The sequence below is a fragment of the Pseudomonas sp. NPDC090203 genome (assembly GCF_044746765.1).
GTDB lineage: Bacteria > Pseudomonadota > Gammaproteobacteria > Pseudomonadales > Pseudomonadaceae > Aquipseudomonas > Aquipseudomonas putida_AD.
In genome coordinates, this window is record NZ_JBIVCV010000004.1 from 276,521 (window position 1) to 300,358 (window position 23,838).

The following is a 23,838-nucleotide window of genomic DNA, read 5'->3' on the forward strand; positions in this document are numbered from 1 at the left end:
AGGGCGTACCGGGTCAGGGTACTCCCCTTGGACCCCGGCACTGTGGGCTTATCGTGATTCATCGACGGCCTGCACGTATTCCAGCGCCTGAGGTCGGGGCGATGGGGCGCGGCAATCGACCTGAATCCAGTGCTCACCGCGTTCGCCGTCGAGTGTCAGCACGTTGCTGTCCAGGGGCTGGCCGTCGCGGATCATCGAGGTCGAGAGCGCGCTGCCCTGGCGGATGTCGAAGTGATACAGGGCCTCGCCCAGCCGGTAGTGCAGGATGAAACCCGGCCAGCCGGCCGGCAGCAGCGGTTCGAGGCTGAGCGTCGTGCCGACCCGCTGCACGCCCAGCAGCGACTCGACGATCAGGCGGTACATCCACCCGGCAGACCCGGTGTACCAGGTCCAGCCGCCGCGACCGGCATGGGGCGCGGTGCCGTAGACATCGGCAGCCATGACGTAGGGCTCGACCTTGTAGGTGTCGATCCGTCCATGGTTGGCAGGGTCGGCGGGGTTGATCAGGTTCAGCACCTCCCAGGCTTTGCCGGCATCACCCAGTTGAGCGAAGGCCATGCCTGCCCAGACCGCCGCATGGGTGTATTGACCGCCGTTTTCCCGCACGCCGGGCACATAGCCCTTGATGTAGCCGGGCTCAAGATTGCCCTTGTCGAACGGAGGGTCAAGCAGCAACACGGCGCGGATGTCGCGTTTGATCAGGTGCTCATCCAGTGACGCCATCGCCTGGCGCTGACGTGCGGGTGACGCCGCCCCCGACAGTACTGACCAGCTTTGCGCAATCGAGTCGATGCGGCATTCCTCGTTGCTCGCCGAGCCGAGCAACTGGCCGTCGTCGAACCAGGCGCGCCGGTACCAGGCGCCGTCCCAGGCGTTCTGGTCCAGGTGACGACGCAACAGGAGCGCCTGTTCGTTGCACCGTTTGGCGAACGCCTGATCGCCCTGCAGCCGTGCCGTTGCAGCGAACTGCTCCAGCACCTGATGACCGAAGAAACCCAGCCAGACACTTTCGCCTTCGCCCAGGTGACCCACGCGATTCATGCCGTCGTTCCAGTCGCCGCTGCCCATCAGCGGCAAACCGTGGCGACCGCGGCGCAGGCTGTGCTCGATGGCGCGTACGCAGTGCTGGTACAGCGTTTCGTGCAAGGCCGAAGTGCCCGGCAAGTCGTAGTAGGACTCCTCACCCGGGCCCAGCGGGCGTCCTTCCAGATAGCCTGCCGTCGCGTTGAGCACCGCGACATCGCCGGTCATCTCCACATAACGACTGGTGGCTGCGGCCAGCCACAGGAAATCGTCAGAACAGGCCGTGCGCACCCCGCGGTTCATCGGCGGGTGCCACCAGTGCTGCACGTCGCCATCGGCGTATTGATGCCCGGCGCACAGCAACAGGTGCGCACGCACGGCGGCAGGGTCGGCATGAATCATCGCCATGCTGTCTTGCAACTGATCGCGAAAGCCAATGGCGCCGCCGGACTGGTAGTAACCGCTGCGTGCCTGGAAGCGACAGGCAATGACCTGGTACATCAGCCAGCCATTGACCATGACGTCCACCGATGGGGCGCAGGTTTCGATGCGAATCACGCCCAGCACCGAGCGCCAGTGCTCGCGGACCTTCTGCAGTTCCGCTGCGGCGGCCTGGCTGCCCCTGAAGCGTTGCACCAGGTGGGTCGCCGCCTGGGTCGAGGTCTCTGCACCCAGGCGCAGGATGACTTCCCTGTTTTGCCCGTCCGCCAGCTCGACCGACACTTGCAGCGCCGCGCAAGGGTCCAGCCCTGCACCGACCCGGCCCGATAACCCGGCATGGCCCATGGCGGCGGGCGCTGCCAGGGTTCCGCTACGGCCCAGGAATTCGGTGCGGTCAGCGCTGACGCCATGCTCGACGGTGTCGGTGTCGAAGAACGCCACCCTTTCTGAAAACTCCAGCGAATAGGCATTGCGGGCGAAGAGGGCGCCCGTCACCGGATCCGACTGGGTGACCACATGCATCGCTGACTTGCTGCGCAGATCGCCCAGCACCCATTCCACGTAGCCCGTGACCGACAGCGTGCGGGCGCGACCGGAGCGGTTGTTCAGCAGCAATCGGGAAAACTTGATGGGGGCGTCCAGCGCCACGTAGACCCACAGCTCGCTGTGAATGCCGTCTTCTTCATGTTCGAACACGCTGTAGCCGAAGCCATGGCGGGTCCGGTACGGGCCGGTGCCGGGGCAGGGCTGTGGCGCGGGCGACCAGAAATGCCCGGTTTCTTCGTCGCGCAGGTAGATCGCTTCGCCGCTGCGATCGGTGACCGGGTCGTTGTGCCAGGGGCTCAAGCGAAACTCATGGGCGTTTTCCGCCCAGGTGTAGGCGCTCCCGGCCTGGGAAACCACGGTGCCCAATTGCCCGTTGGCCAGCACGTTGACCCAGGGTGCGGGCGTCGGCTGGGACGCCAGGCCGGTAATGATGTATTCGCTGCCATCGGCACTGAAACCGCCGTAGGCATTGCTCAGCAGCAACGGCGAGTGGCTGGGCCTGACCGAGCTTGACGTTGCCTGGTGCTGCCGCGTTGCCACGAATGGTCCATGCACCGGTGAAACCCTGCGCCGATGCACCTGCTCGGCCAGGGTACCGAAGCCTTCGCTCAGCACCAGCCGCGCCACGGACAGGACCAGCACACGGTCTTCGGCGGAGATCTGCTGGGCGGGCCGCACGAAGATGCCGCCCGGACGATCCAGCAGGGTCGCCTCGCTGCCGGAGGTGATCAATCCCATGATCGCGTCCTGCAACTGCTGACGATAGCCCGCCTGATCCTCGTTCCAGATCAGCAAGTCCACCACCAGCCCCTTTTGCCGCCAATAGGCGTGGGCCTGCACCAGTTGCCGGACCAGTTCGATGTTGTCCAGGCTGTAGATCTGCAACAGCACGATGGGCAGGTCGCCGGAGATCGCCTGTCCCCAGAGCCCTGACTGGTTGCGGTGGTTGGCGACCAGCACGGCAGCGTCGGCGCGCATCGAGGTGTTGGCGTAGAGCAGGGAGGAGGCCATCTGCTCGAACAAACGGGCATCGGGCAAAGACGCATTGAGCTGACGCAGCAGCACCTGGCTATGGGTCCAGGACAGGTCGAACACGCGATCGGCCAGATGACGGTCGCGGTACTTGTTGATCAGTGACAGACAGTCGTCGCGGCTGTCGGCGGCCCCGGTCACCAGGTCGATGGTTCCTTGCTGGCCGGGTTGCAGGGTGATCCGGCAGCGGATCGCGACCACCGGGTCGAGGACCGGGCCTGCGGTGTTCGACAGCTGCCCGCAGCCGGCGTCCAGTGCCGCTGGCGAGACCAGGCTGCGCCCCCGGCCAATGAACCGCATGCGATCGGTTTCATAGGAAATCTCGTCGATGTCGACGCCATGGGCCGCCAGTAGATGGCACATCCAGGGCGTCGGTTCATCGCTGGCGCGGGGCCTGTGGCTGCACAGGATGGCTTGCAGCGAGGGCAGCAGTTCGGTCTGTACGAACAGCTTGCTGAAGGCTGGGTGCATGGCGTCATTGCCTGGGCTGGCCAGCACCACTTCGGCGTAGGTGGTGATCTCCAGCGTCTTGGCGAAGGCGGCGCGGTTGGTGACGTGCAGGCGCCGCAGTTCGATGTCGTCCTCCGGCGAGACGACGATTTCCAGGTGGGTATCGAAATCCAGGTTGCGCGCCCTGAACTCGGCCCGGGAATCACTGAAAATGGTCTCGTGGCTTTCTGGCTGATGCAGCGTGGGCTGATAGGCCGCCGACCAGACCGTGGCAGTGTCGACGTCGCGCAGATAGCAGAACATGCCCCAGTTGTCCTGGGTGGTGTCTTCCTGCCAGCGGGTGACGGCCATGTCGTTGCGACGGCTGTAGCCACCGCCGCCACTGGTCAGCATCACGTGGTAGCGGCCGTTGGACAGCAACTGCACGGCGGGGCGTTTGCGGCCGGGGTCGGCGAACACCCTCAGGCCCGGGTCCTGGCCACCGTCGCCGAGCACCGGCGATTGCTCGGTTTTAAGGTATGGCGCGGCGGCTTTGGGCACCCGTTCCTGTAGCAGCAACAGCGCGGATTGCGACGCAGGATCCGCCGCGAAGCGCCGTTGCATGGGGTGATCCAGCAGCAGGCTGGTCAGGGCCAGCAGGCTCATGCCCTGATGGTGAGCCATGAACGACTGGACCACGGCGAACGGCTGGCTGCGTGGCAAGCGAGCCTCGGTGTAGTCCACCGCTTCATACATCCCGAAACGCCCCGAGGCGCCTTGCAAGGTCAGGCGTTGCAGGTTCTTGCAGGCCGCGTTGGCATCGATCATCAGCGCCAGCGCGCTGGCATAAGGGGCGATCACGATGTCGTCGCTCAGCCCGCGCTTGAGGCCCAGGCCCTGAACGCCAAAGGCGCGGTATTGATAGTTCAGGTGCGCATCGAGGGTGTAATACCCCGATTCCGACACGCCCCAGGGAATGCCCAGCGCCTTGCCGTGTTCGATCTGTACGGCCACGGCGGCACGGCAGGTCTGGTCCAGCAGGCTGCCGTCGTAATTGGGCATCACCAGCATCGGCATCAGGTATTCGAACATCGACCCGGACCACGAAAGCAGCGTCGGCACCCCTGCGTTTTCCCCCAGCAACCTGCCGAGGGTGAACCAGGCGCGCTGTGGCGTCTGTCCCTGGGCGATGGTGACGTAGTTGGTCAGCCGCACCTCGGAAGCCAGGAGGTCGTAGTAGCCGGTGTCCAGCCTGCGCTCGTCAGCGTTGTAACCGATGACAAAGAGATCGCGCTGACTGTCGTAGAGCAACGAGAAGTCCATCTGCGCCATCTCGCCGGTCAGCGCTCTCAACCGGTCCAGTACCTTGAGCCGGTCCCTGGCACTGTTGCGCACCTGTTCGATATCGCTGAGCTGCTCGATATTCCACTCTGCGGTGTCCAGGCTTGCCAGCTGGCGCAGGCTGAAGGGCGTAAGCCTGGGGCCGGCCAGGGGCGTCGGGAGCCGGTATCGCTGCAGTTCGTCGGTCCAGTCGGTGCATTGGCTGACGAAGGCTTGCTGCCAATAGATGCTTTCCTCATCGCCCGCCAGTTCAGCGTCTGAAACCGTCATGCGGGCTGTGTGCAGCAGGTCGGCCAGGGTGTCCGCATCCGGCGTCTGCCCGGCGCGTTCAAGGGCTGTTCGCAGTTGACTGAGCGGGTCGGATTCATTGGCGTGCCGGGCCTGGATCAAGGTGTCCAGGGTGTCGCGCAGGCCGTTGATCACGGCCAGTGGGCTCATCGCGGTGTCAGCGATCTGCCCGAGGCCAGTACCCAATGTCAGCAATACCCCGGCCAGGTTGCCGCTGTCGACCGTCGAGACATAGCGTGGCCGCAGCGGTTCGCGGGTTTGCGTGTCGTACCAGTTGTAGAAATGCTCCCGGTGCCGTTCGAGGCTGTGCATGCTGTCCAGGGAGGCGGCCAGCCGGGTCAGCAGGCGTTCGGTGCTGAGGTAGCCGAAGTCATGGGCGGCCAGATGCGCCAGCAACGACATGCCCATATTGGTCGGCGAGGTGCGGTGGGCGATGGCCGCCTTCGGTGCTTCCTGCACGTTGTCGGGCGGGAGCCAGTTATCCTGGGGACCGACGTACTGGTCGAAGAAGGCCCAGGTCCGACGAGCGAGCACGTGCAGAAAACGCAGGTCCTGCGGCGAGGGTTTGAACACTGATCCCTCGGCGGGCGAGCTGAGCCGCCAGGCGATCCATGGACCTGCCAGCCACGCCAGCAGCAGGGGGCTTGCGATCAGCAGGGTCAGCGGAGTGTCGAGCAGCGCCGCGACTGTCAGCAGTGCCAGCGTCGGCGCGATCCACATCAGTCGATAGAAACCGGGCAGCCGGCTTTGCCTCATCCGCTCGACCTCCCGCGACGGTTGCCACTGCAACAGCAGGCGCCGGCTGAAACCGAGCCGCCACAGCGAGCGCAGGATGGCGTCGGTGCTGTACAGCATCTCGAACGGCAGCCAGGCGAGTGTCAGGCAGACGCGGGCAAGCTCCTGTCCCAGGTCGCCCGTCAGTGCCAGAAGGTGCTGCCGGTAGGGCACGCCGGCCGGTGGCTGCATCAGCTCGGTGACGCTGCGAAGCAGCGGTTGAACCACCAGCAAGCCGACAACCGTCAGCGTCCAGCCCAGCGGTTCGCTGCTGGCCAGCCACGCCCAGCCCAGCATGGTCAGGGTGGAGAGCGGCTCCAGACTGCGCCTCAGGTTGTCGAGAATCTTCCAGCGCGCCATGACACTGAGCCGGTTGTGCACCCACTCGCCGGTCGCGTTGCGGGTCCAGGGCGCGACCCACGGCAACAACTGCCAGTCCCCGCGAATCCAGCGGTGCCGACGTTTGACATCGGCGCCGTAGCCCGAAGGATATTGCTCATACAGCTGTACGTCACTGAGCAGGCCGGAGCGCGCATAGCAGCCTTCGATCAGGTCGTGGCTGAGGATCTGGTTATTGGGCAGGCAGCCATCCAGCGCGCAGGTGAACGCATCCACGTCATAGATGCCCTTGCCGATGAACGAGCCCTGCTGGAACAGGTCCTGATACACATCGGACACCGCGCGGGTATAGGGGTCGACCCCGGCGTCGCTGCCAAACACTCGCGCGTAGGTCGAACGGGTGACGCTGGTCAGGCTGATACCCACCCGCGGCTGCAACACCGCGTAGCCGGCGATGATCTGTTTGCCCATGGCATCGAACAGCGGACGGTTCAGCGGGTGCATCATGGCGGCCACGCATTGCTGCGCGGCGTCACGGGGCAGCAGGGTGTCGGTGTCCAGTGTGATCACGTAGCGGGCGCTTTGCAGTGGGGTGATGTCCCCGACGATGGCGTTGAAACACTCCCGCCCACTGCCGCGCAGCAGCGCGTTGAGTTCGATCAGCTTGCCGCGCTTGCGCTCGTGGCCCATCCACACCCGTTCGCCCGGATTCCAGCGACGGGGCCGGTGCAGCAGGAAAAACCGGTCGGTGATGCCGTCGGCGTACTTGCGGTTGAGCAGGGTGATCGCCTCCGAGGCCCGGGCAATCAGCTCGGCGTCCTGAGGCAGGACTTCTTCAGCGGCGTCGAGCAAATCGCTGAGCAGGGCGAAATACAGGTTGCTGTCGCGGTTGGCGAGAAAGCGCACCTCGAGGCCTTCCACCAGTTCATCCACATCGGCCAGGTTGGCAATCAGCGTGGGAATCACCACCAGGGTGCGGGCGTCGTCGGGGATGCCATGGGCGTAATCCATCTTGGGCAGCACGGAAGGCAGCAGGCTGAACGTCACCAGCCAGTTGATCAGGCTGATCGCCAGCCGGCTGACCATGATCAGGCACGGAACTGCCAGCACCAGCAGCGCGAGGTCCGGCATGCGGTCGCGGTGCGCGGACGCCAGCAACGGTCCGGCAAACACCAGTGTCAGCAGCGACACCGGGGCCAGGTAAAACATCAGCGGCGAGCGCTGCAACAGGCGTTTCCAGCGCTCATGCATCGGCACGCGGGCCTTGAGTGCGCGCTCCAGTACAGGCAGCCCGTCGCTGATCAGGTAATACCCGACATGCCGCGCCAGCACCTCACAGGAGACCGACGCCGCCTGGGCCGTCGCAAGGTCGATGGCCACCCGCGCCACTTGAGTTTCGGAATGCTGCGCACTGCGCCTGGCCAGGCGTTCGATGACATGCCGGTAGCTGTCCCGGGTGCGGAAGTCCATGGTCCGGTAGACCGTTGCCGGGTCTTCGCACAGCGTCTGTTCGACGTGGCTCATCGACTCGACGAACTCGCGCCAGTCCGTCGCGGACAACAGGCGCAGGCTGCCGATGCTGTTGCTGATGGACACCTGGTCGGCGGCCTGCTGCTGGGCGTCGAGCTGAACCTGACGCTCGATGCTTGAGCCTTTTTCGCCCAGCATCTGCTCGATCCAGTTCAGCGGTAACGCCAGGGCTGCGCTCTGGCCCTGCAACCGGCGGGTGAATTCGGCGACGAAAGCCGCCGTCATCGGCGGGGTGGAGCGGGCCATGTCGGCCACGGTCAGCACCACGCTCTTGATGTCGCGCTCCGAGGTTTCGATCAGGCGCTCGGCCCAGTCGTCGGCCAGGTTGCGATCATCTGCGTTGGCCATCACCCGCGAAGCGACCCGACGCAGGTTCTCGATCAGCGCCAGGCGCAACATGATCGGCACCGCCCACAGCTCTCCAAGCGCCAGCGGCATGACAGTCTGATACGAGAAAATGAAGCGGCCCAGGCTCTGTTCGTCGACCCGTCCATCGCCGTGGGAAATCGTCTCCAGGGCGATGTCGTAGACCCGCGGCAGCCCGGCGGAAGGGCCGTTGATCAGGCGTGGCAACTCACGGCTGTAGCCTTTGGGCAGGTGGGTCCTGGCGGTGCGAATGTGTTCTTCGATCAGGAAGTAATTGTCCAGCAGCCATTCCGCTGCCGGCGTGACGCGACGGCTCGACACCTGAGCCTCGGACAGCGCCGTGCAACTGCGCTTGAGCAAGGCCTCGTTGTCATCGAGCCTGCTGAGCATCGAGTCGCGGGCCGACAGCGCCGTCAGTTGATGCTGCCCGGCCAGGGCGATGCCGTGGCTGGCCATCTGATCGGCGCTGAACAGCTCGGAGCGCAGAATCGGTTCGTATTCAAACCCGGAGGCGGAAAACGAACCGTTCTGGTGGATCCCGGACAAGCGAGCAACCACTCCCCGTACGCGTGTCCATGTGCTAGTCATAAGGTCGTGAGCCTGAAGCGCGTGGCTCTCATCGCGCGAATGTTCAGAGGTGCGCCGATGTAGCCCTTCAGCGCCCAGCAGCGCCTTTAAGACGTGGCTTTCCAGCGCCGAGTATGGCCATCCTGGGACAGATTCGTCTGTGCGCTGGCGAACATAGGGCAGAGCAGGCTCAAGGCGCGGGGATGTCGTTTCAGAAACGCCAGTCCTTCGCCTGCACCACCCGGCAGAAGGGTCCTGCCAGTGTTGCGTTGTGGTGGGCGATGATGGCCTCTGCGCTCAGCGTCGGGGTGTCGGAGCAGGTGTGCCCGTCGGCGATCAGCACGGCATCGAACCCGCAATCGCGGGCGGCGCGGCAAGTGCTGTCGACGCAGTATTGGGTTTTCATGCCGGTCACGACGATGCCCTCGCAGCCGAGCTGTCTGAGCTGGCTGGCCAGGTCTGTCTGAACGAAGGCGCTGGGGCGGGTTTTCTGGAAGATGCGTTCATCGCCTGTCAGCTCCAGCTCTTGCACAAGCTCGGTGAGCGGGCTGCCCGGTTCGATCGGAGAACCTGCCGGGCCGACGTGGCGCGCGAGAAAGATCGGAGCGCCGCGCTCCCGTGCATCTCTCATGAGCGCGGTCAGGGTGTCGATCACCGCCTCGCCGCGCCAAGGCTTGTCAGGGCCGTGAACGAGTCCAACCTGCATGTCGAGAATCAGCAGAGCGTACATATGCGTTTCCTTGCATGGGTGCCAGCGAAAATCGGGGCAAAAAAAAGACCCGATCCATTGCTGGCGGGTCTTTGGGGTCCTGCGTTATCACTTCACGCAACCACCCGCGACCCGCCGATGGCGGTCGTGAAGGTGGTGGTCGAGGCGAAACGTTGGGTGTTCATGGTTTGACCTTAACCTCGACCGGAGAGTGTTGCAAGTGCGGGGAGTTGCGGCGGGCGCAGGATGGGTGTCCGGCCGCAAACCCCGTAGGAGCGCGCTTGCCCGCGACTGGCTTTTTCGCCTGGCAGAGATGTTGTGAATGTACCAACGTCATCGCGGGCAAGCGCGCTCCTACAGGGGGCGCCTTTGAGATTGCGCCCGCGGGCAAGCCCGGCTGCTCCGGGATTTGCGGCGGGCGCGGGATGGGTGTCCGGCCGCAAACCCGTAGGAGCGCGCTTGCCCGCGACTGGCCTTTTCGCCTGACAGAGATGTCGTGAATGTACCAACGTCATCGCGGGCAAGCGCGCTCCTACAGGGGCGCTGCGAGACACGTTCGGTGCTGCACCTCAATCCCGTAGCAGTCCGGCTTGCCGGCGTGGCGCCCTTGAAGTCGCTGACGCCGGCAAGCCGGACTGCTACGGGAGATGAGGTGTTCGGGGGATTTGCGTCTGGCGCCGGTCCCGTAGCAGCACGGCTTGCCGGCGGGGGCGGCTTTGAGGTCGCCGATGCAGGCAAGTCTTGCTCATCACTACTGCCCACCCCCTCAACCACTCGCTTCAAACTCTCCTCTAAGCCAGTCAGCCACGTCCTGCACCCAAACGCTGGGCTCTTTTCCCACCTGGGTCAGCAGGTGGTAGGTATAGCCAGTGATCGAAGGCCCAAAGGGTTGTATCAGGTGGCCGGCGGCAAGTTCTTCGGCGACTAATGCAAGGCTGAGCAGGGCGATACCCTGGCCGGCCACGGCGGCCTGGATGGCGTGCCCCTCATCCGAATAGCGCAACTGTCCATGAAGCGCTGTCCGCGACAGCCCGGCCTGGTCCAGCCACTTCTGCCAGGTCGGGTTGTCGGCACTTTCCCTCGCCCATTCAAAGTGAATCAAGGGCACCGAGCCAAGCGCCGACAGGTCCCTGACCTGCAGTAACGGGTTGCTCACCGGGGCATATTCGTCAGTCAACATGGCCTGTGCGTTGAATCCGGGATAGGGGCCGCGCCCGTAGCGCAAAGCGATGTCGAACGTCTGGCCGGTCAGCTCGATGGCCCGGTCGCTGGCCTGAATCTGCAAATCAATGTCAGGGTGCAATGCATGAAAACGGGAAATTCGAGGCATCAGCCACTTCGCGGTGAACGCATGGGTGGCAGTGATGGTGACCCGCTTGCGCTGACTCGCCTGGGTGAGCTGCTGCAACACTGTCTCGAATGCATCAAAGCCCTGTTTCAGGACGGGATACAGCACTGAGCCTGCCTCGGTCAGCGTGACCTGGCGCACGGTCCGCACAAAGAGCTGAAGCTGGGTGTATTCCTCAAGTGCCCGTACGCGGTGGCTGATCGCAGTCGGCGTCACCGCCAACTCGTGAGCGGCCTGCTTGAAACTGCCGTGCCTGGCTGCCGCTTCGAAAGCGCGCAGTGATGAGAGAGGCGGTAAACGACGCATGGGCCAACCAATAAAGACAGATGATTTCAAATCATCTTATACCTGATTTCTTATCGTTTGCCCGCTTGGCTGTGCGAGATCAGTATCGCCCCTACCGGTCATCTGGTGATTTGAATTCACCCATGCCGTGTCATCTTTCTCACTCTGGAGCCAACCATGTTCGAACGTATCATCACCCAACCCGATCCCTACGAACCCTACCTGCTGTCGCAGGGCATCAAGTTTGGAAACCTTTTGTTCATCTCCGGGCAGGCCGGAAGTGGCTCCGATGGGCAGATCGTCGAAGGCGGATTTCTCGCCCAGGGTGAGCAGGCCTTCGCCAACCTCAACCGGGCACTGATTGCAGGTGGCTCGACCCTCGCCAACGTCATCAAGGTGACCATCTTCGTGACGGATATGGGGCACTTCGATGAAGTCGTCGAGCTGCGTCGCCGGTTTTTCTCCGCCCCGTATCCCGCTGATACCATCGCCGAGATCAAGGCGCTCTACGACCCTCGCGCCATGATCGAAATCGAGGCCATTGCGGTTGTGCAACCCACAGAGTGATGTGCCGCCACCGTCAGGGGCATAGAATGGCGCGACGTGATCATCCATTCCGTCGGGAGCTCTCATGCTGGACAGTCTCAGTGGCATCATGGCCTTTGTGCAGGTCGCTGAAACACGCAGCTTTACCGAAGCCGGCCGTTTGATGGAGATTTCCTCCTCGGCGGTCGGCAAGAGCGTGTCGCGCATGGAAGAGCGCCTGGGGGTGCGGCTGTTTCACCGCAGCACCCGCAGCGTCACCCTGACCGCCGAAGGCGAGCTGTTCCTGCAGCGTTGCAAACGCATCATTCAGGAGGCCGAGCAGGCGGAAATCGAGCTGTCGCAACTGGCCGACGAGCCGCGCGGCAAGTTGCGCATCAGCGTGCCGTTGCAGAACACGCTGATCTTCCCGCTGCTCACCGGTTTCATGCAGGCCTACCCGCAGATCGAGCTGGACGTGGACCTGTCGGACCGCATGGTGGACGTGATCGAAGAAGGCTTCGATGCCGTGGTGCGTACCGGCCAGCCGTCGGATTCGCGGCTGATGGCGCGCAAGCTGGGGGAATACAAGCTGGAACTGGTGGCATCGCCCGACTACCTGGCCCGCCGTGGCCGACCCACCCACCCGGATCAACTGCGCGACCATGCCTGCCTGCTGCACAAATTCCCGGCCAGCGGCTCCCTTGAACGCTGGCCGGTGCGCGATCCGGACGCCGACACTGACCCGGAACTGGGCCGGGTCATCGCCTGCACCACCACCGATGCGCTGACCCACATGGCGCTTGAAGGTCTGGGCATCGCCTGTCTGGCGGACTTTTCAACGATTCAGGCGTTGCGCGACGGCCATCTTGAGCGTGTGCTGCCGGAGTTCACCGACCACCGAGGGTCGTTGTGGATGCTGTGGCCGTCGAGCCGCAATGCGACACCGAAGCTTCGGGTGTTGATCGACTACTTCAAGCAGCACATCGCAACGGTGGCGCAGCCTTGACGCGATGATGAGTCGCCGATTGCCAACCGCGCCACGCACATTCAGAGGGATTACAGCCCAATAGTCCGAATTGTTGTGACGGTTGGGCTGTTTATCTGGTTCGGGAAAAGCCTTGTACTGGCCGCCAGTGCCCAGGCCATGAAAGCGATGCTGACTTTCGGGCGGGCAAGCGTCTATTCCTTTTCCGAACGAGGCAATCATGTCCAAGCTCCATTCCCCGGTCACCATCGGCCCTTTCACCTTTTCCCACCGCGTCGTGCTGGCGCCGCTGACCCGCATGCGGGCCGAAGAGGGCGCACGCCCCGGTCCGCTGATGGCCGAATACTACGCACAGCGCGCTTCCGAAGGCGGCTTGCTGATTGGCGAGGCGACCATCGCCGCCCCCAACGGCAACGGCTATCTGGGCGCCCCCGGCCTGTTCGATGACAGCCAGATCGCCGGCTGGAAACAGGTCACCGACGCCGTGCACGCCAAGGGCGCGAAGATCTTCCTGCAGCTCTACCACGCTGGTCGTCAGTCCAACAGCGAAGTGCAGCCCCTCGGCAGCATTCCAGTCGGGCCATCGGAAGTCCTCCATGGCGGCGTGGCGTACACCCAGGAAGGCTGGGTGCCGAACACGCCGAACCGGGCGCTGACCGTCGAGGAAATCGCCGAGTTGGTCGAGAGTTTCCGCACGGCAGCCGAGCGTGGCGTCAAGGCCGGTTTCGACGGCGTCGAGCTGCACGGCGCCAACGGTTATCTGGTGGATCAGTTCCTTCAGGACAACAGCAACAAGCGCACCGACCAATACGGCGGCGCGTTCGAAAACCGCGCGCGGTTCCTGCTGGAAGTGACGAACGCACTGATCTCGGTCTGGGGTTCCGACCGCGTCGCCGTTCGCCTTGGCCCAAGCGGTACCTGGGGCGACATGGGCGATGCCGATCCTGAAGGCCTGTTCACCTACGTCGCTCGACAACTGGCGCCGCTGAACCTGGCGTACCTGCACCTGATCGAGCCACGCATCCTCGGCAACGTCGAAGATGAAAACGCAGACCCGGCCCCAGTGGCTGCGCAGATGATGCGCAAGCATTTCCCTGGCGTGATCATCGCGGCGGGCGGGTTCGACGGCGAAGCGGCGGAGGCGATCATCCGCGCCGGCGATGCGGATCTGGTGGCCTTCGGTCGTCACTTCATCGCCAACCCTGACCTGCCGGAGAGATTGCGTAAGCACTTGCCGTTGAACGTCTACGACCGTCCGACTTTCTTCGGCGGCACGGACGTCGGCTACATCGATTATCCGTTCTACGAAGAAGCCGCGGTGGTCTGACACCCCAGCGGTTGCACCGGGCCGACAGCGATCCTTCGCTGTCGGCTTTTTTGTGGATGAAAGAAAAGCGCCGGGCAGCGGCCAGACAGCGCCCAATAAAAAGCCCGATGCTGAACATCGGGCGTTGAGGGGATGGATGGAAGGGAGTCAGTTCACAAGGTCACTCAGCGCGCTTCTGCCTCGCCGCCGTACTCGGGAAAATCGTTGTAGTCCTGCGCCGTACCACCCCAGAACGCGTCCCGCACATAAGGGGTCAGGGGCCAGTCGTGGCGCAGGCGCTCGGGCAGGTCGGGGTTGGCGCTGAAGTGACGACCGAAGGCCACCAGGTCCGCAGCGCCGGATTGCACGATCGCTTCGGCGCCCCCGCGATCGAAGCCGCCGGCCGCGATGATCGGGCCGTCGAAGAACGGTCGCAGAAAGGCCGCTGCAACCGGCGGGCGATCAGGCTCGATTTCGTCGGTGCCCTTGATGCGCGGCTCGATGACGTGCAGGTACGCCAGTCCGTACTCGTTCAGCCGGCGCGTGAAGTATTCGAAAGTGGCTTGCGGGTTGCTGTCGGAAATCGAACCCCACTGGCCACTCGGCGACACCCGCACGCCGACCCGCTCCGCACCCCAGACCGACACCAGCGCGTCGAGCACCTGCAAGGGGAATCGCACGCGGTTTTCGATGGGGCCGCCGTATTCATCCGTGCGTTTATTGGTGCCGTCCTGCAGGAAGGTGTCCAGCAGGTAGCCGTTGGCATTATGCAGTTCGACGCCGTCGAAGCCCGCATCCAGCGCCCGCTGCGCGCTTTGCCGATAACTCTCGACCAACGCCGGCAGCTCGTCCTTGTCGACAGCACGGTGAGGGGAGGCCGGCACCCAGCCGTCCTGGGTGAAGGCATTGGTTTCGAACGGCACCACCGACGGCGCAATCGGCGGCTTACCGTTGCTGAGGTCGCTGTGGGACTGGCGGCCATCGTGACCGAGTTGCAGAAATATCACCCCGCCCTTGGCGTGCACGGCCTCGACGATGGGTTTCCAGGCGTCCCGATGGGCGTCGGTGTAGATGCCCGGCGCACCGAGGTAACCCCGGCTGTCCAGCGAAGGGTGAGTGGATTCGACGATCAGCAGGCCGCCCCGGGAGGCGCGTTGCTCGTAGTAGCGTTGCATCATCTGGCTCGGGCTGTCGTCGCGGTCTGCGCGCAGCCGGGTCATGGGCGCGTGCACCACGCGATGGCTCAGTGGGTACGGTCCGACGACCGCATTGGATAACAGTTTCAATGGCAATGAAGGGGCCAAGGGAAGATCTCCAGAAAGGAACAGGTATTCAGCGAAAAGGGGTTCAGAGGGCGAGCAGCGTCCGGCGGCCGGTTTGCGACGACGCCAGTACGCCGTCCAGAAGCGCGTGCATGCGCACGGCATCGTCAAAGGTCGCGGCGGCGTGGGTGCCTTCGGCGAGGTCCTGGGCGTACACGTGATACAGCTCCGCGAGTTCGAGCACCGAGGAGGGCAGGTCCGCGGCGGCTGGCAGGCGTGAGTAGCTGGCCGGAATCGGCAGCACTTCCAGGGGCAGGTCATCGCCGTGTGCGCCTTCGATGACATAGTCATCGCCCACGTCGCCAAACGCCGAGACGTTGCTGATGCGCAAATCGCCTTCGTGGCCGGTGATGTCGATCTGCACCCCCGAGCCGTTGCGTTTGCCGCCTTCGATGTGAACCGAGAGCAGGGCGCCATCTTCCAGTTGCCCGGCGATGACCAGTTGATCCGGCGCGGTGCCGCTCAGTCGCTCACCGGTTTCCTTGATGGTGACGGTGTCGAACTGGTTGACCACCAGCGCGCTGACGTTGACCGGCCAGCCCATGGCGGTGAACAGCATGTCGAGGAAATGCCCGGCATAAATTGAAATCACGCTGGAGAAATTCTCGACCGGTACTGTCCAGCGCAGGGCGTTGGGGCGCAGGGCCTGGAAGTAATTCATGCTGACGTGGATGCGCACCGAACGCACCTTGCCGACATAGCCTTGTTGCAGCAGATCCTGCAGGTAGCGGTTGTGCGGCGCGTGGCGGCGCTGCAAGCCGACGAGGGTGCGCACCCCGGCCTGCTTCGCCAGGCAAGCCAGTTCCTGCGAGACGGCGGTGCTGGTGGTCAGCGGCCACTCGCAGTAGACGTTCTTCCCGGCGGCGATGGCCGCGCGCACCGCTTCTTCATGTTGCGGCGCGGTCGTCAGGACCACCACCAGATCGACTTCGGGGTGGTTGACCAGCTCGTCCAGAGACTCGGCCACATGGGCAATGCCGAGCTTATCAGCGGCGACCTTGGCACTGTCCAGACGCTGGCTGTACACCGCAGTGATTTGATATTGCGGCAACAGCGAGAGCACACGAACGTGACCGTGCATGGCCCAGTTGCCGATGCCGACCAGGCCGACTCGGATGGGAGAGGTAATAGCAAGCATGACAGACTCCATGGATTCAAGGGACAAGCCTTGAAGTCTAGGGAGCGGGGGAATGGGGAAAAACGGGCTGCCGATCCGATCATTGCGGACAAAAGCGCTTCAATGGGCGATGGCCAGCCGATCCGTCTAGTAAGCCACGTCCACCAGCAGCACTTCACTGCGTTGATGGGCGAACAGCTTGAGCAGTAATTCTTTATGAACAGCGGCGCCGTCCCCAACCCTCATGACTACGCCGTTCACCTCGATCTGCCCTGACGCCACAACCAGATACACCTTACGGTCCTTCGTCAACGCATATTCGGCGTGCCCAGCGGTATCGAGGGTGGCCGCAGCCAGGCGCGCATCAGCGCGAATGCGCAGCGCTTGGCAATCGCCGTCGAAGCCACTTGCCAGGATTTCCAACGTGCCACCGCAGATCTGCCTGGGAAACGGCCGCACGGCCCATTGCGTCGGCAACCCCTTGAGATCCGGGACGATGAATATTTGAAAAAAAGCGGTCTCCTGGTCCTCGTGGTTGTAATCGCTCTGCGTAAAACCCGTGCCGGCGCTCCTGACATGCACGTCACCTGCGACCGTGCGGCTTGTGTTGCCAAGGCTGTCCTGGTGGGTGATCGCACCTTGGCGCACATAGGTAATGATCTCCATCTCCGGGTGGCAATGGGGGGCAAGACTGGTCTGGGGGGCGACCCTGTTGTCATTCCAGGCTTTGATCCTCCCCCAGTTCATGCGTTTCGGGTCATGGTAGTTACCGAATGAGAAATGATGGCGAGTATCCAGCCCTCCGTCGTGTCCGCTGCCCAGCTCCGCAAACGTGCGCAGTTCAATCATGTGCTGACCTCAGACAGAATATTCAAGAGAGCGAAGGCTCACAGGCTCGATAATGAACATCGGTCAGGCCGATTGGGAAAAGCCGAATAATTGAATCAAACAGATCTGATTATTCGATTTTTAACCGCCCGGCCAGCCGCTGCCTGGCATACGCTCGCAGTGACGCAGGGAAAGCGTGGGGTTTGCGAAATGCAAACCCCACGTTCGCCGTTTCAAATGGGTGGTAAAGCATGGCGCCTGGTCGTTCAACCAACGCTGCGCAGCGCTTTGTTCAAACCATCCTGACACTCAAGCAGCGCTGCCTTGATGGTGTCCAGTGCGGTCTGCAGGCGCCAGACAGGGCCGACCACGTCAATCGCATAACTGCCTTGGGGCGTCTGCAAACCTACCGCCACAGCCCCAACCCCGGTGGTGTGCTCGTCAAAGTCGTAGGCGAAACCCTCCTCGCGGATAAGCTTCAGCTGGGAAAGCAGCTGGCTCATCGTGGGTGTTTTGGGTGTCAACGCCTTGAGCTCCGGCCCGACCAGCTTGATGACCGCCTCATCCGTCATTCTCGAAAGCAGGATCTTGCCACCTGACGTGGCGTAGATACTGAACATGTTGCCGGCCACAGGCGATACCCGCAGGGCCTGGCCGGACACGACTGAATGCAAAATCAGCAGGTTGTCGCCGTTGGCAGTTTCGAGCACCGCCGTTTCGCCTGTCATTTGCGCCAGCTTTTCCAGGAACGGGCGAGCCTGTTGAGTGATGTCGACATGGCTGTGGGAGGCGAGGCGCATCAGCGCCGGGCCGAGGCAAACGCCGCCAGCACCGTGCACCTCCAGCAGCTCTTCGATCACCAGGGCGTCGACCAGTCGCTGCACAGTGGAGCGGGGCAGTTCGATTCGCTTGGCGATCGCTCCCAGGCTCAACCCGTTCGGTTCGCTTTCCAGGCAGCGCAGGATCGCTGCGGCTCTGGTTATCACTTGTATGGCTGCGCGACCGGATAACGGACCTGTCATGTATCTTGCCTCTCGTATCGTTGAGCGGTACAGTGTACCGAAATAAAAATCTGTTTCTAAATTCTAGCGCAAGTTTTGCGCCGGGCCTGTTCTGACATCGATTCCAGGAGCCTAGTGTGTCGCCATCCGTAACCCCACCTGTTCCCACGCCGTTTGGTTGGCGCCTTGCCATTGGTCTGGTAGGGGTTCTGATTGCTGCGCTTTCATCCGGCATCAACGACCGGGTAACTGAAATCACCCTCACCGACACACTGGGTGTCATGGGCTTGGGTCATGACGAAGGCACCTGGGTCAGCACGGCCTATGCTGCCGCCGAGGTGTCGGCAATGTTGATCGCGCCGTGGCTGGCGATCACGTTTTCGATACGCCGCTTCGCCATTGTCGCCACCGCGGCGTTCGCGCTGCTGGGCGTCTTGATCCCGTTCGCCCCCGATCTGACGACACTGCTGGCGTTGCGCGTACTCCAAGGGCTTGCAGGTGGGTCATTGCCGCCGCTGCTGATGACTGTGGCCCTGCGGTTTCTGCCCTGGAACATCAAACTCTACGGCCTGTCAGCCTATGCGTTGACGGCCACGTTCGGTCCCAATCTGGCGATGCCACTGTCGGCGTTGTGGACAGAGCACAGCGATTGGCGCCTGGTGTTCTGGCAAATCGTTCCAGCGGGACTTGCAGGCGCGGCCCTGATTGCCTATGGCCTGCCCCAGGATCCGCTACGCCTGGAGCGTTTCAAGCAAGCGGACTGGAAGGGCGCACTGCTGGGCATGGGCTGGATTTCCATGCTGGTGGTCGCACTCACTCAGGGTGAGCGTCTCGATTGGCTGAACTCGCCCCTGATCGTGGTGCTGTTGCTGGGTGCGGCCGTGTGCCTGCCACTTTTCCTGCTGAATGAATGGTTCCACCCGTTGCCATTGTTCAAGCTTCAGTTGCTCGAGCGGAGAAATTTCGCCTACGGGATCATGACGTTGTGCCTGTTCGTTATCGTCGCGACCGCGGGTAGCGCGATTCCCGCTGCGTATCTGATCGAGATCCAGAACTACCGGCCTCAGCAGGTGATGCCCATTGCCCTGCTGATTGCGGTGCCTCAGTTGATCCTGGCCCCTCTGGTCGCCTTTGTGATCAATCGTCGCTGGGTTGATTCGCGTTACGTCCTGGCAGCAGGCCTATGCCTGTTGACGGTTGCCTGCATCGGCGGGTCGCTGGTGACCAGTGACTGGGTCCGCGAAGATTTCTACGCATTGCAGGCGCTTCATGCTTTCGCCCAGCCCATGGTGGTGGTGCCGCTACTGATGAATGCTACCGGCGTCATCGCGCCAATGGAAGGACCCTTCGCTTCTGCCATGGTCAACGCCCTGCGCGGCCTGGCAGCCGTCATCGCGGGCTCCGCAGTGGAGAACTTCCTCACCCAGAGAGAGCATTTCCACTCCAACATCCTGGTGAACGCATTTACCGCCCGCCAGCCGACCCTGGCGCAGCCATTGGATCAAGGGGCGATCATGGAACTGGCCGAACGGCTGCGCGAGCAAGCGTTCGTCTTGAGTTTCAGTGATGCATTTCTGGCGCTGTTGCTGGTCCTGGCGGCGCTTCTGCTGATTTTGCTGACCCTCCCTAAACGAGCCTACCCACCGCAACCACCGGTATCGCCATGAAACATAGAACTTCTCTTTCTCTCATCACAGCAGCCGTGGCGGTGTGCGCCATTTATGGCGGTTATCGTCTATTGAGCGACTCGACGGTAGAGACCACCGACGATGCTTACGTGCGTGCGGATTCGGTTTTCGTGGCTCCGCGTATTTCGGGTCAGGTGACAAGGGTCACTGTTGAAGACAACGAATTGGTCAAGACCGGTCAGTTGCTGGCAGAGCTCGACGACCGAGATTTCGTCGCAGCCAGAGCTGCGGCGGTGGCCGGTGTTCAAGCGGCTGAGGCGGAGCTGAAAAATCTGGGCGCCAACATCGAGCGTCAGGCTGCGGTGATTGACCAGGCCGCAGCGACGACTCGCTCCACGGCAGCTTCGCTGAAGTTCGCTCAAGCCAACGCGCAGCGTTATCTGAACCTGTCCAATTCGGGCGCGGGCACCCAGCAGGAGCGGCAGAAGGCGGAGTCGGATCTGTCGAGCCTGCAGGCAGGGCGTGATCGCGACGAGGCTTCCCGCATTGCTGCGCTCAGGGCGCTGGATGTCCTGAAGGCGCGGGTCGACGTTGCCAAGGCCACCTTGGCCAAAGAGCAGGCGGCGCTGCAGCAGGCAGACCTCAACCTGTCCTACACCAAAATCACTGCGCCGCAGGACGGTATGGTCGGACAGCGTTCGGTGCGAGTAGGCGCCTACGTCTCACAAGGGCGTCCATTGCTGGCCGTGGTCCCGTTGCACGAAGCGTTCCTGGTCGCTAATTTTCGTGAAACTCAGCTCAAACACATGCGCCAGAAACAGCGAGTCGATATCCGCGTCGACAGTTTTGCCGGCCATGCCTTCACCGGCTACGTCGAAAGCGTTGCGCCAGCCAGTGGCGTCTCGTTCTCGGAAATCGCACCGGACAACGCTACCGGTAACTTCACCAAAGTGACCCAGCGCATCCCGGTGAAGATCGTCTTCGATGAGAATCAGCCTGATCTGGACAGGCTGCGTGTCGGCATGTCGGTGGTGGTCAGCATCGACACTGCGCAGGAGCTGTGAAATGAAACGCGCATTGTTGATCCTGGCCATCGCCAGTGTGAGCGGCTGTACGGTCGGGCCTGATTTTGTCGGGCCGCAGACACCGTTGCCGGACAGCTGGGAATCGCCGGCACGGACCGGTACTGCCATCGGCGCGGTCGTTGATAGCCAGTGGTGGCAGCAACTGGGCGATGCACAACTGACGTCTCTGGTGGAACGTGCCGCGCAGTCGAACCTGGATGTGCGCACTGCGAGCAGTCGTCTGGAGCAAAGCCGCGTGATGCGTCAGGTCACGGGGAGCCAGCAATATCCGGGCGTTAGTACCGGGGGTAGCTATCAACGCCAGCGCAGTAGCGCCGAGGGGCTCCTGGACCCTTCGAACCTCAACGGCAAGGCGCCCTATGAGCTGTGGAACGCCACCGTGGATGCCAGTTGGGAACTCGACTTGTGGGGGCATGTGCGGCGCAACGTCGAAATGGCCGATGCCGACGTCCAGTTGACCCAGTCCCAGCGCGACGGCGTGTTGTTGAGCATTGCCGCGGAAACCGCCACTGACTACATCCATCTGCGCGGTATCCAGGCCAGGCTGGTGGTGGCCCAACATAACCTGGACATCGCCAGGCAGAGCGCGCGGTTGACGCAAAACCGCTTCGACAACGGGGTCACCACGAATCTGGACACGGCCAACTCCGCCGCCCAGGTCGCGACGATCGAAGCCACCATTCCGGTGCTGCGCGCTCAGGAAGAAAAACTGATCAACGCATTGAGCTATCTGCTGGGCGAGCCTCCCCGGGCCCTCGGTACCGAGCTGTCCACGGTCAAGGATATCCCTCATCCGGCGCCCGATGTCCCGGTCGGATTGCCATCGGAGCTTGCCCGACGGCGCCCGGACATCCAGCAGAGCGAAGCCGCATTGCATCGGGCAACGGCAGCCATTGGCGTTGCCAAGGCCGACTTCTACCCGCGGGTCAGCCTGGGTGCCAGTGTCGGCTTTCAAGCGTTGAACGGGTCGGACCTGGGGGCGTGGAATTCGCGCCAGTGGTCATACGGGCCGAGTCTGTATCTGCCGATTTTCCAGGGTGGACGCCTGACCGGCACGCTGGAACTACGCAAGCGCCAGGAGCAGGAGGCGGCTTTGAATTATCAGAAGGTCGTCCTGTCCGCATGGCATGAAGTGGACAACGCGATGAGTGATTACGCCGCAGAGCAAGAGCACCATGCGGCCCTTGAAGAAGCGGTTCGCCAGAACACTCTGGCCCTGAACACCGCTCGGGACCGCTACAACCAGGGCGCCACTGATTTCATCAACGTGCTTACCGTGCAGCGCGCGCTGTTGGCCACGCAAAGCGATCTGGTCGACAGCGCCACTGATGCCGCAATCGACAGGGTGCGTTTGTATCGCGCGCTGGGAGGCGGCTGGCCAAGGACTTGAACCCCGGCACACGCCGGAACAGCTGAAGGAATGGCACTTGAACAGCTAAATGAATCCATTGAATCGATGTCACTTTGAGGCTCTATGAAAAGCACCGATATTCTAATCGCCGGGGCAGGGCCCACGGGTTTGTCCCTTGCGTTGCGCCTGGCGCGCATGGGCGTTGGCTTTCGGATCATCGACACCAACAGCGGCCCGGGGCAGGCGTCGCGTGCGATGGTGGTCCAGGCACGGACGCTTGAGTTCTATCAACAGCTTGGCCTTGCCGAGCAGATGATCGAGCGCGGGATTAAAATCGACAGCATCCACTACAGCGAAGAAGGCAAGGACATCGCCAGTCTACATTGGGGAGATGCGGGCAAAGACATTACGCCTTACCCCTTCGTGTTGTCGTTTCCGCAGGACGATCATGAACACTTCCTCGTCGAGCAGCTCAGAGCACTGGGCGTTGAAGTGGAGCGAGGCGTTTCCTTGCAGCGCTTCGAGCAGCACTGGGATCATGTGCGTGTCACGCTGAGTCGCGATGGCGTAGAGGAGCTCTGTGAAGCCCGCTATATCTGTGGATGTGAAGGCGCACACAGTGTGGTGCGCAAACAACTGCAGGTCGGCTTCCCGGGCGGTACCTACAGCCAGCTGTTTTACGTGGCCGACGTGTCCGTGACGGGACCGCCGAGCACCAACGTCTACCTGCACAGCGCCAAGCATAACCTGGTGTTCATGGCCCCGGTTCGCAGCAGCGGGATGCAGCGTTTGATTGGTATCGTTCCACCGGAACTGGAAGGCCATGAAGGGCTCACCTTTGAGGATCTGCGGCCTTCGGTTGAAGCCATGCTGGGTATTACAGTGGGTAAAGCCAACTGGCTCTCCACATACCGCGTGCATCACCGCGTGGCGGAGCATTTGCGCGTCAATCGTGCCTTTCTGCTTGGCGACGCCGGCCATCTTCACAGCCCGGCTGGCGGTCAGGGCATGAATACCGGCATAGGCGATGCGGTAAACCTTGCCTGGAAGCTGGCAGACGTTGTCCAGGGCCGGGCCAGTGAAGACTTGCTCGATACCTATGAAACAGAGCGCATTGCGTTCGCTCACAAGCTGGTCGAATCCACTGACAAGGCGTTTGAGGGCATGGTAGGAGAGGGCTGGCGAAGCAAGTTCCTGCGCAACTGGATGATGCCTCACCTGGCGCCCGCGCTCAGTCATCTCGAGAGCTTTCGCAAGTCGTTGTTCCAGACGCTCTCGCAGACCCGGATCAAATACCGGGACAGTGCTATCAGTGAGGGGCATGCGGGGGATCTCCACGGCGGTGATCGCATGCCATGGACCGGTGACAACTTCGGCCACGAGTTTTCGCTGGACTGGCACGTCCAGCATTTCGGCGAAACCAGTGCTGACTTCGCACGCGAGGCCGAGCGTCTGGGCTTGCCGGTTGTGAACCTCCCGTTCACCAAGCGCGCGAAGATCAACGGCGTCAGTGAGCACGCGGTCTATCTGGTTCGCCCGGATGGCCACATCGCTCTGGTGCTCGCGCATCAGGACCCTGATGCATTGTCAGGCTTCCTGTCACGCATCGGGCTCACCCTGGCGTAGGACTGCGTTGCAGCCTGGGGCGGGCGATCCTGACAGCAAGATCGCC

The 23,838-nt window shown here is 62.8% G+C and carries 14 protein-coding genes; 7 read left to right on the plus strand and 7 right to left on the minus strand.

The features are described 5' to 3' along the window. Positions 1 to 48: 48 nt before the first annotated feature. The 3 genes from ACIPO9_RS09125 to ACIPO9_RS09135 all read right to left on the minus strand — a co-directional run bounded on the left by ACIPO9_RS09125 (position 49) and on the right by ACIPO9_RS09135 (position 11,069). Positions 49 to 8,697: a GH36-type glycosyl hydrolase domain-containing protein gene (locus tag ACIPO9_RS09125; RefSeq protein WP_400780229.1), complete on the minus strand. Its 8,649-nt coding sequence runs from the start codon at positions 8,695 to 8,697 to the stop codon at positions 49 to 51. Positions 8,698 to 8,887: 190 nt separating this feature from the next. Further along, positions 8,888 to 9,406 (minus strand): cysteine hydrolase family protein, encoded by a 519-nt coding sequence (locus tag ACIPO9_RS09130; protein WP_400780231.1) that lies wholly within the window; start codon positions 9,404 to 9,406, stop codon positions 8,888 to 8,890. 745 nt (positions 9,407 to 10,151) lie between these two features. Continuing rightward, complete coding sequence (locus ACIPO9_RS09135) at positions 10,152 to 11,069, minus strand: LysR substrate-binding domain-containing protein (RefSeq protein WP_400780233.1); 918 nt, start codon at positions 11,067 to 11,069, stop codon at positions 10,152 to 10,154. A gap of 126 nt (positions 11,070 to 11,195) precedes the next feature. On the opposite strand from ACIPO9_RS09135, the gene ACIPO9_RS09140 reads away from it, so the two are divergent. The 3 genes from ACIPO9_RS09140 (at position 11,196) to ACIPO9_RS09150 (ending at position 13,855) form a co-directional block, all read left to right on the plus strand. After that, positions 11,196 to 11,585 carry a RidA family protein gene (locus ACIPO9_RS09140; protein ID WP_400780235.1) on the plus strand — a complete coding sequence of 130 codons (390 nt, stop codon included), beginning with the start codon at positions 11,196 to 11,198 and terminating at the stop codon, positions 11,583 to 11,585. Positions 11,586 to 11,652: 67 nt separating this feature from the next. Continuing rightward, positions 11,653 to 12,549, plus strand: coding sequence for a LysR family transcriptional regulator (locus ACIPO9_RS09145; protein WP_400780528.1), 897 nt, complete (start codon positions 11,653 to 11,655; stop codon positions 12,547 to 12,549). A gap of 199 nt (positions 12,550 to 12,748) precedes the next feature. Further along, positions 12,749 to 13,855, plus strand: coding sequence for an alkene reductase (locus ACIPO9_RS09150; RefSeq protein ID WP_400780237.1), 1,107 nt, complete (start codon positions 12,749 to 12,751; stop codon positions 13,853 to 13,855). 164 nt (positions 13,856 to 14,019) lie between these two features. Here ACIPO9_RS09150 and ACIPO9_RS09155 read toward each other — a convergent pair whose 3' ends face one another. From ACIPO9_RS09155 to ACIPO9_RS09170, 4 genes are all read right to left on the minus strand, one after another. Beyond that, a complete protein-coding gene (locus ACIPO9_RS09155; protein WP_400780238.1) occupies positions 14,020 to 15,138 on the minus strand; it encodes an alkene reductase in 1,119 nt (372 codons plus the stop codon). Positions 15,139 to 15,181: 43 nt separating this feature from the next. Next, positions 15,182 to 16,294: a Gfo/Idh/MocA family protein gene (locus tag ACIPO9_RS09160; protein ID WP_400780240.1), complete on the minus strand. Its 1,113-nt coding sequence runs from the start codon at positions 16,292 to 16,294 to the stop codon at positions 15,182 to 15,184. A 126-nt stretch (positions 16,295 to 16,420) separates the two neighbouring features. Then, positions 16,421 to 17,122, minus strand: a complete 702-nt coding sequence (locus ACIPO9_RS09165; protein WP_400780242.1) for a pirin family protein — start codon at positions 17,120 to 17,122, stop codon at positions 16,421 to 16,423. A gap of 245 nt (positions 17,123 to 17,367) precedes the next feature. Further along, positions 17,368 to 18,123: an IclR family transcriptional regulator gene (locus ACIPO9_RS09170; RefSeq protein WP_400780244.1), complete on the minus strand. Its 756-nt coding sequence runs from the start codon at positions 18,121 to 18,123 to the stop codon at positions 17,368 to 17,370. A gap of 116 nt (positions 18,124 to 18,239) precedes the next feature. Between ACIPO9_RS09170 and ACIPO9_RS09175 the strand changes: the two genes are divergently transcribed. From ACIPO9_RS09175 to ACIPO9_RS09190, 4 genes are all read left to right on the plus strand, one after another. Next, positions 18,240 to 19,769, plus strand: coding sequence for an MFS transporter (locus ACIPO9_RS09175; RefSeq protein WP_274130491.1), 1,530 nt, complete (start codon positions 18,240 to 18,242; stop codon positions 19,767 to 19,769). Then, a complete protein-coding gene (locus tag ACIPO9_RS09180) occupies positions 19,766 to 20,794 on the plus strand; it encodes an HlyD family secretion protein (RefSeq protein ID WP_274130490.1) in 1,029 nt (342 codons plus the stop codon). The genes ACIPO9_RS09175 and ACIPO9_RS09180 overlap by 4 nt, the downstream gene beginning before the upstream one ends. A 1-nt stretch (position 20,795) precedes the next feature. Continuing rightward, positions 20,796 to 22,205, plus strand: a complete 1,410-nt coding sequence (locus ACIPO9_RS09185) for an efflux transporter outer membrane subunit (protein WP_400780246.1) — start codon at positions 20,796 to 20,798, stop codon at positions 22,203 to 22,205. Between the two features lie 84 nt (positions 22,206 to 22,289). Next, positions 22,290 to 23,792, plus strand: a complete 1,503-nt coding sequence (locus ACIPO9_RS09190; protein ID WP_400780248.1) for an FAD-dependent monooxygenase — start codon at positions 22,290 to 22,292, stop codon at positions 23,790 to 23,792. Positions 23,793 to 23,838 lie beyond the last annotated feature (46 nt).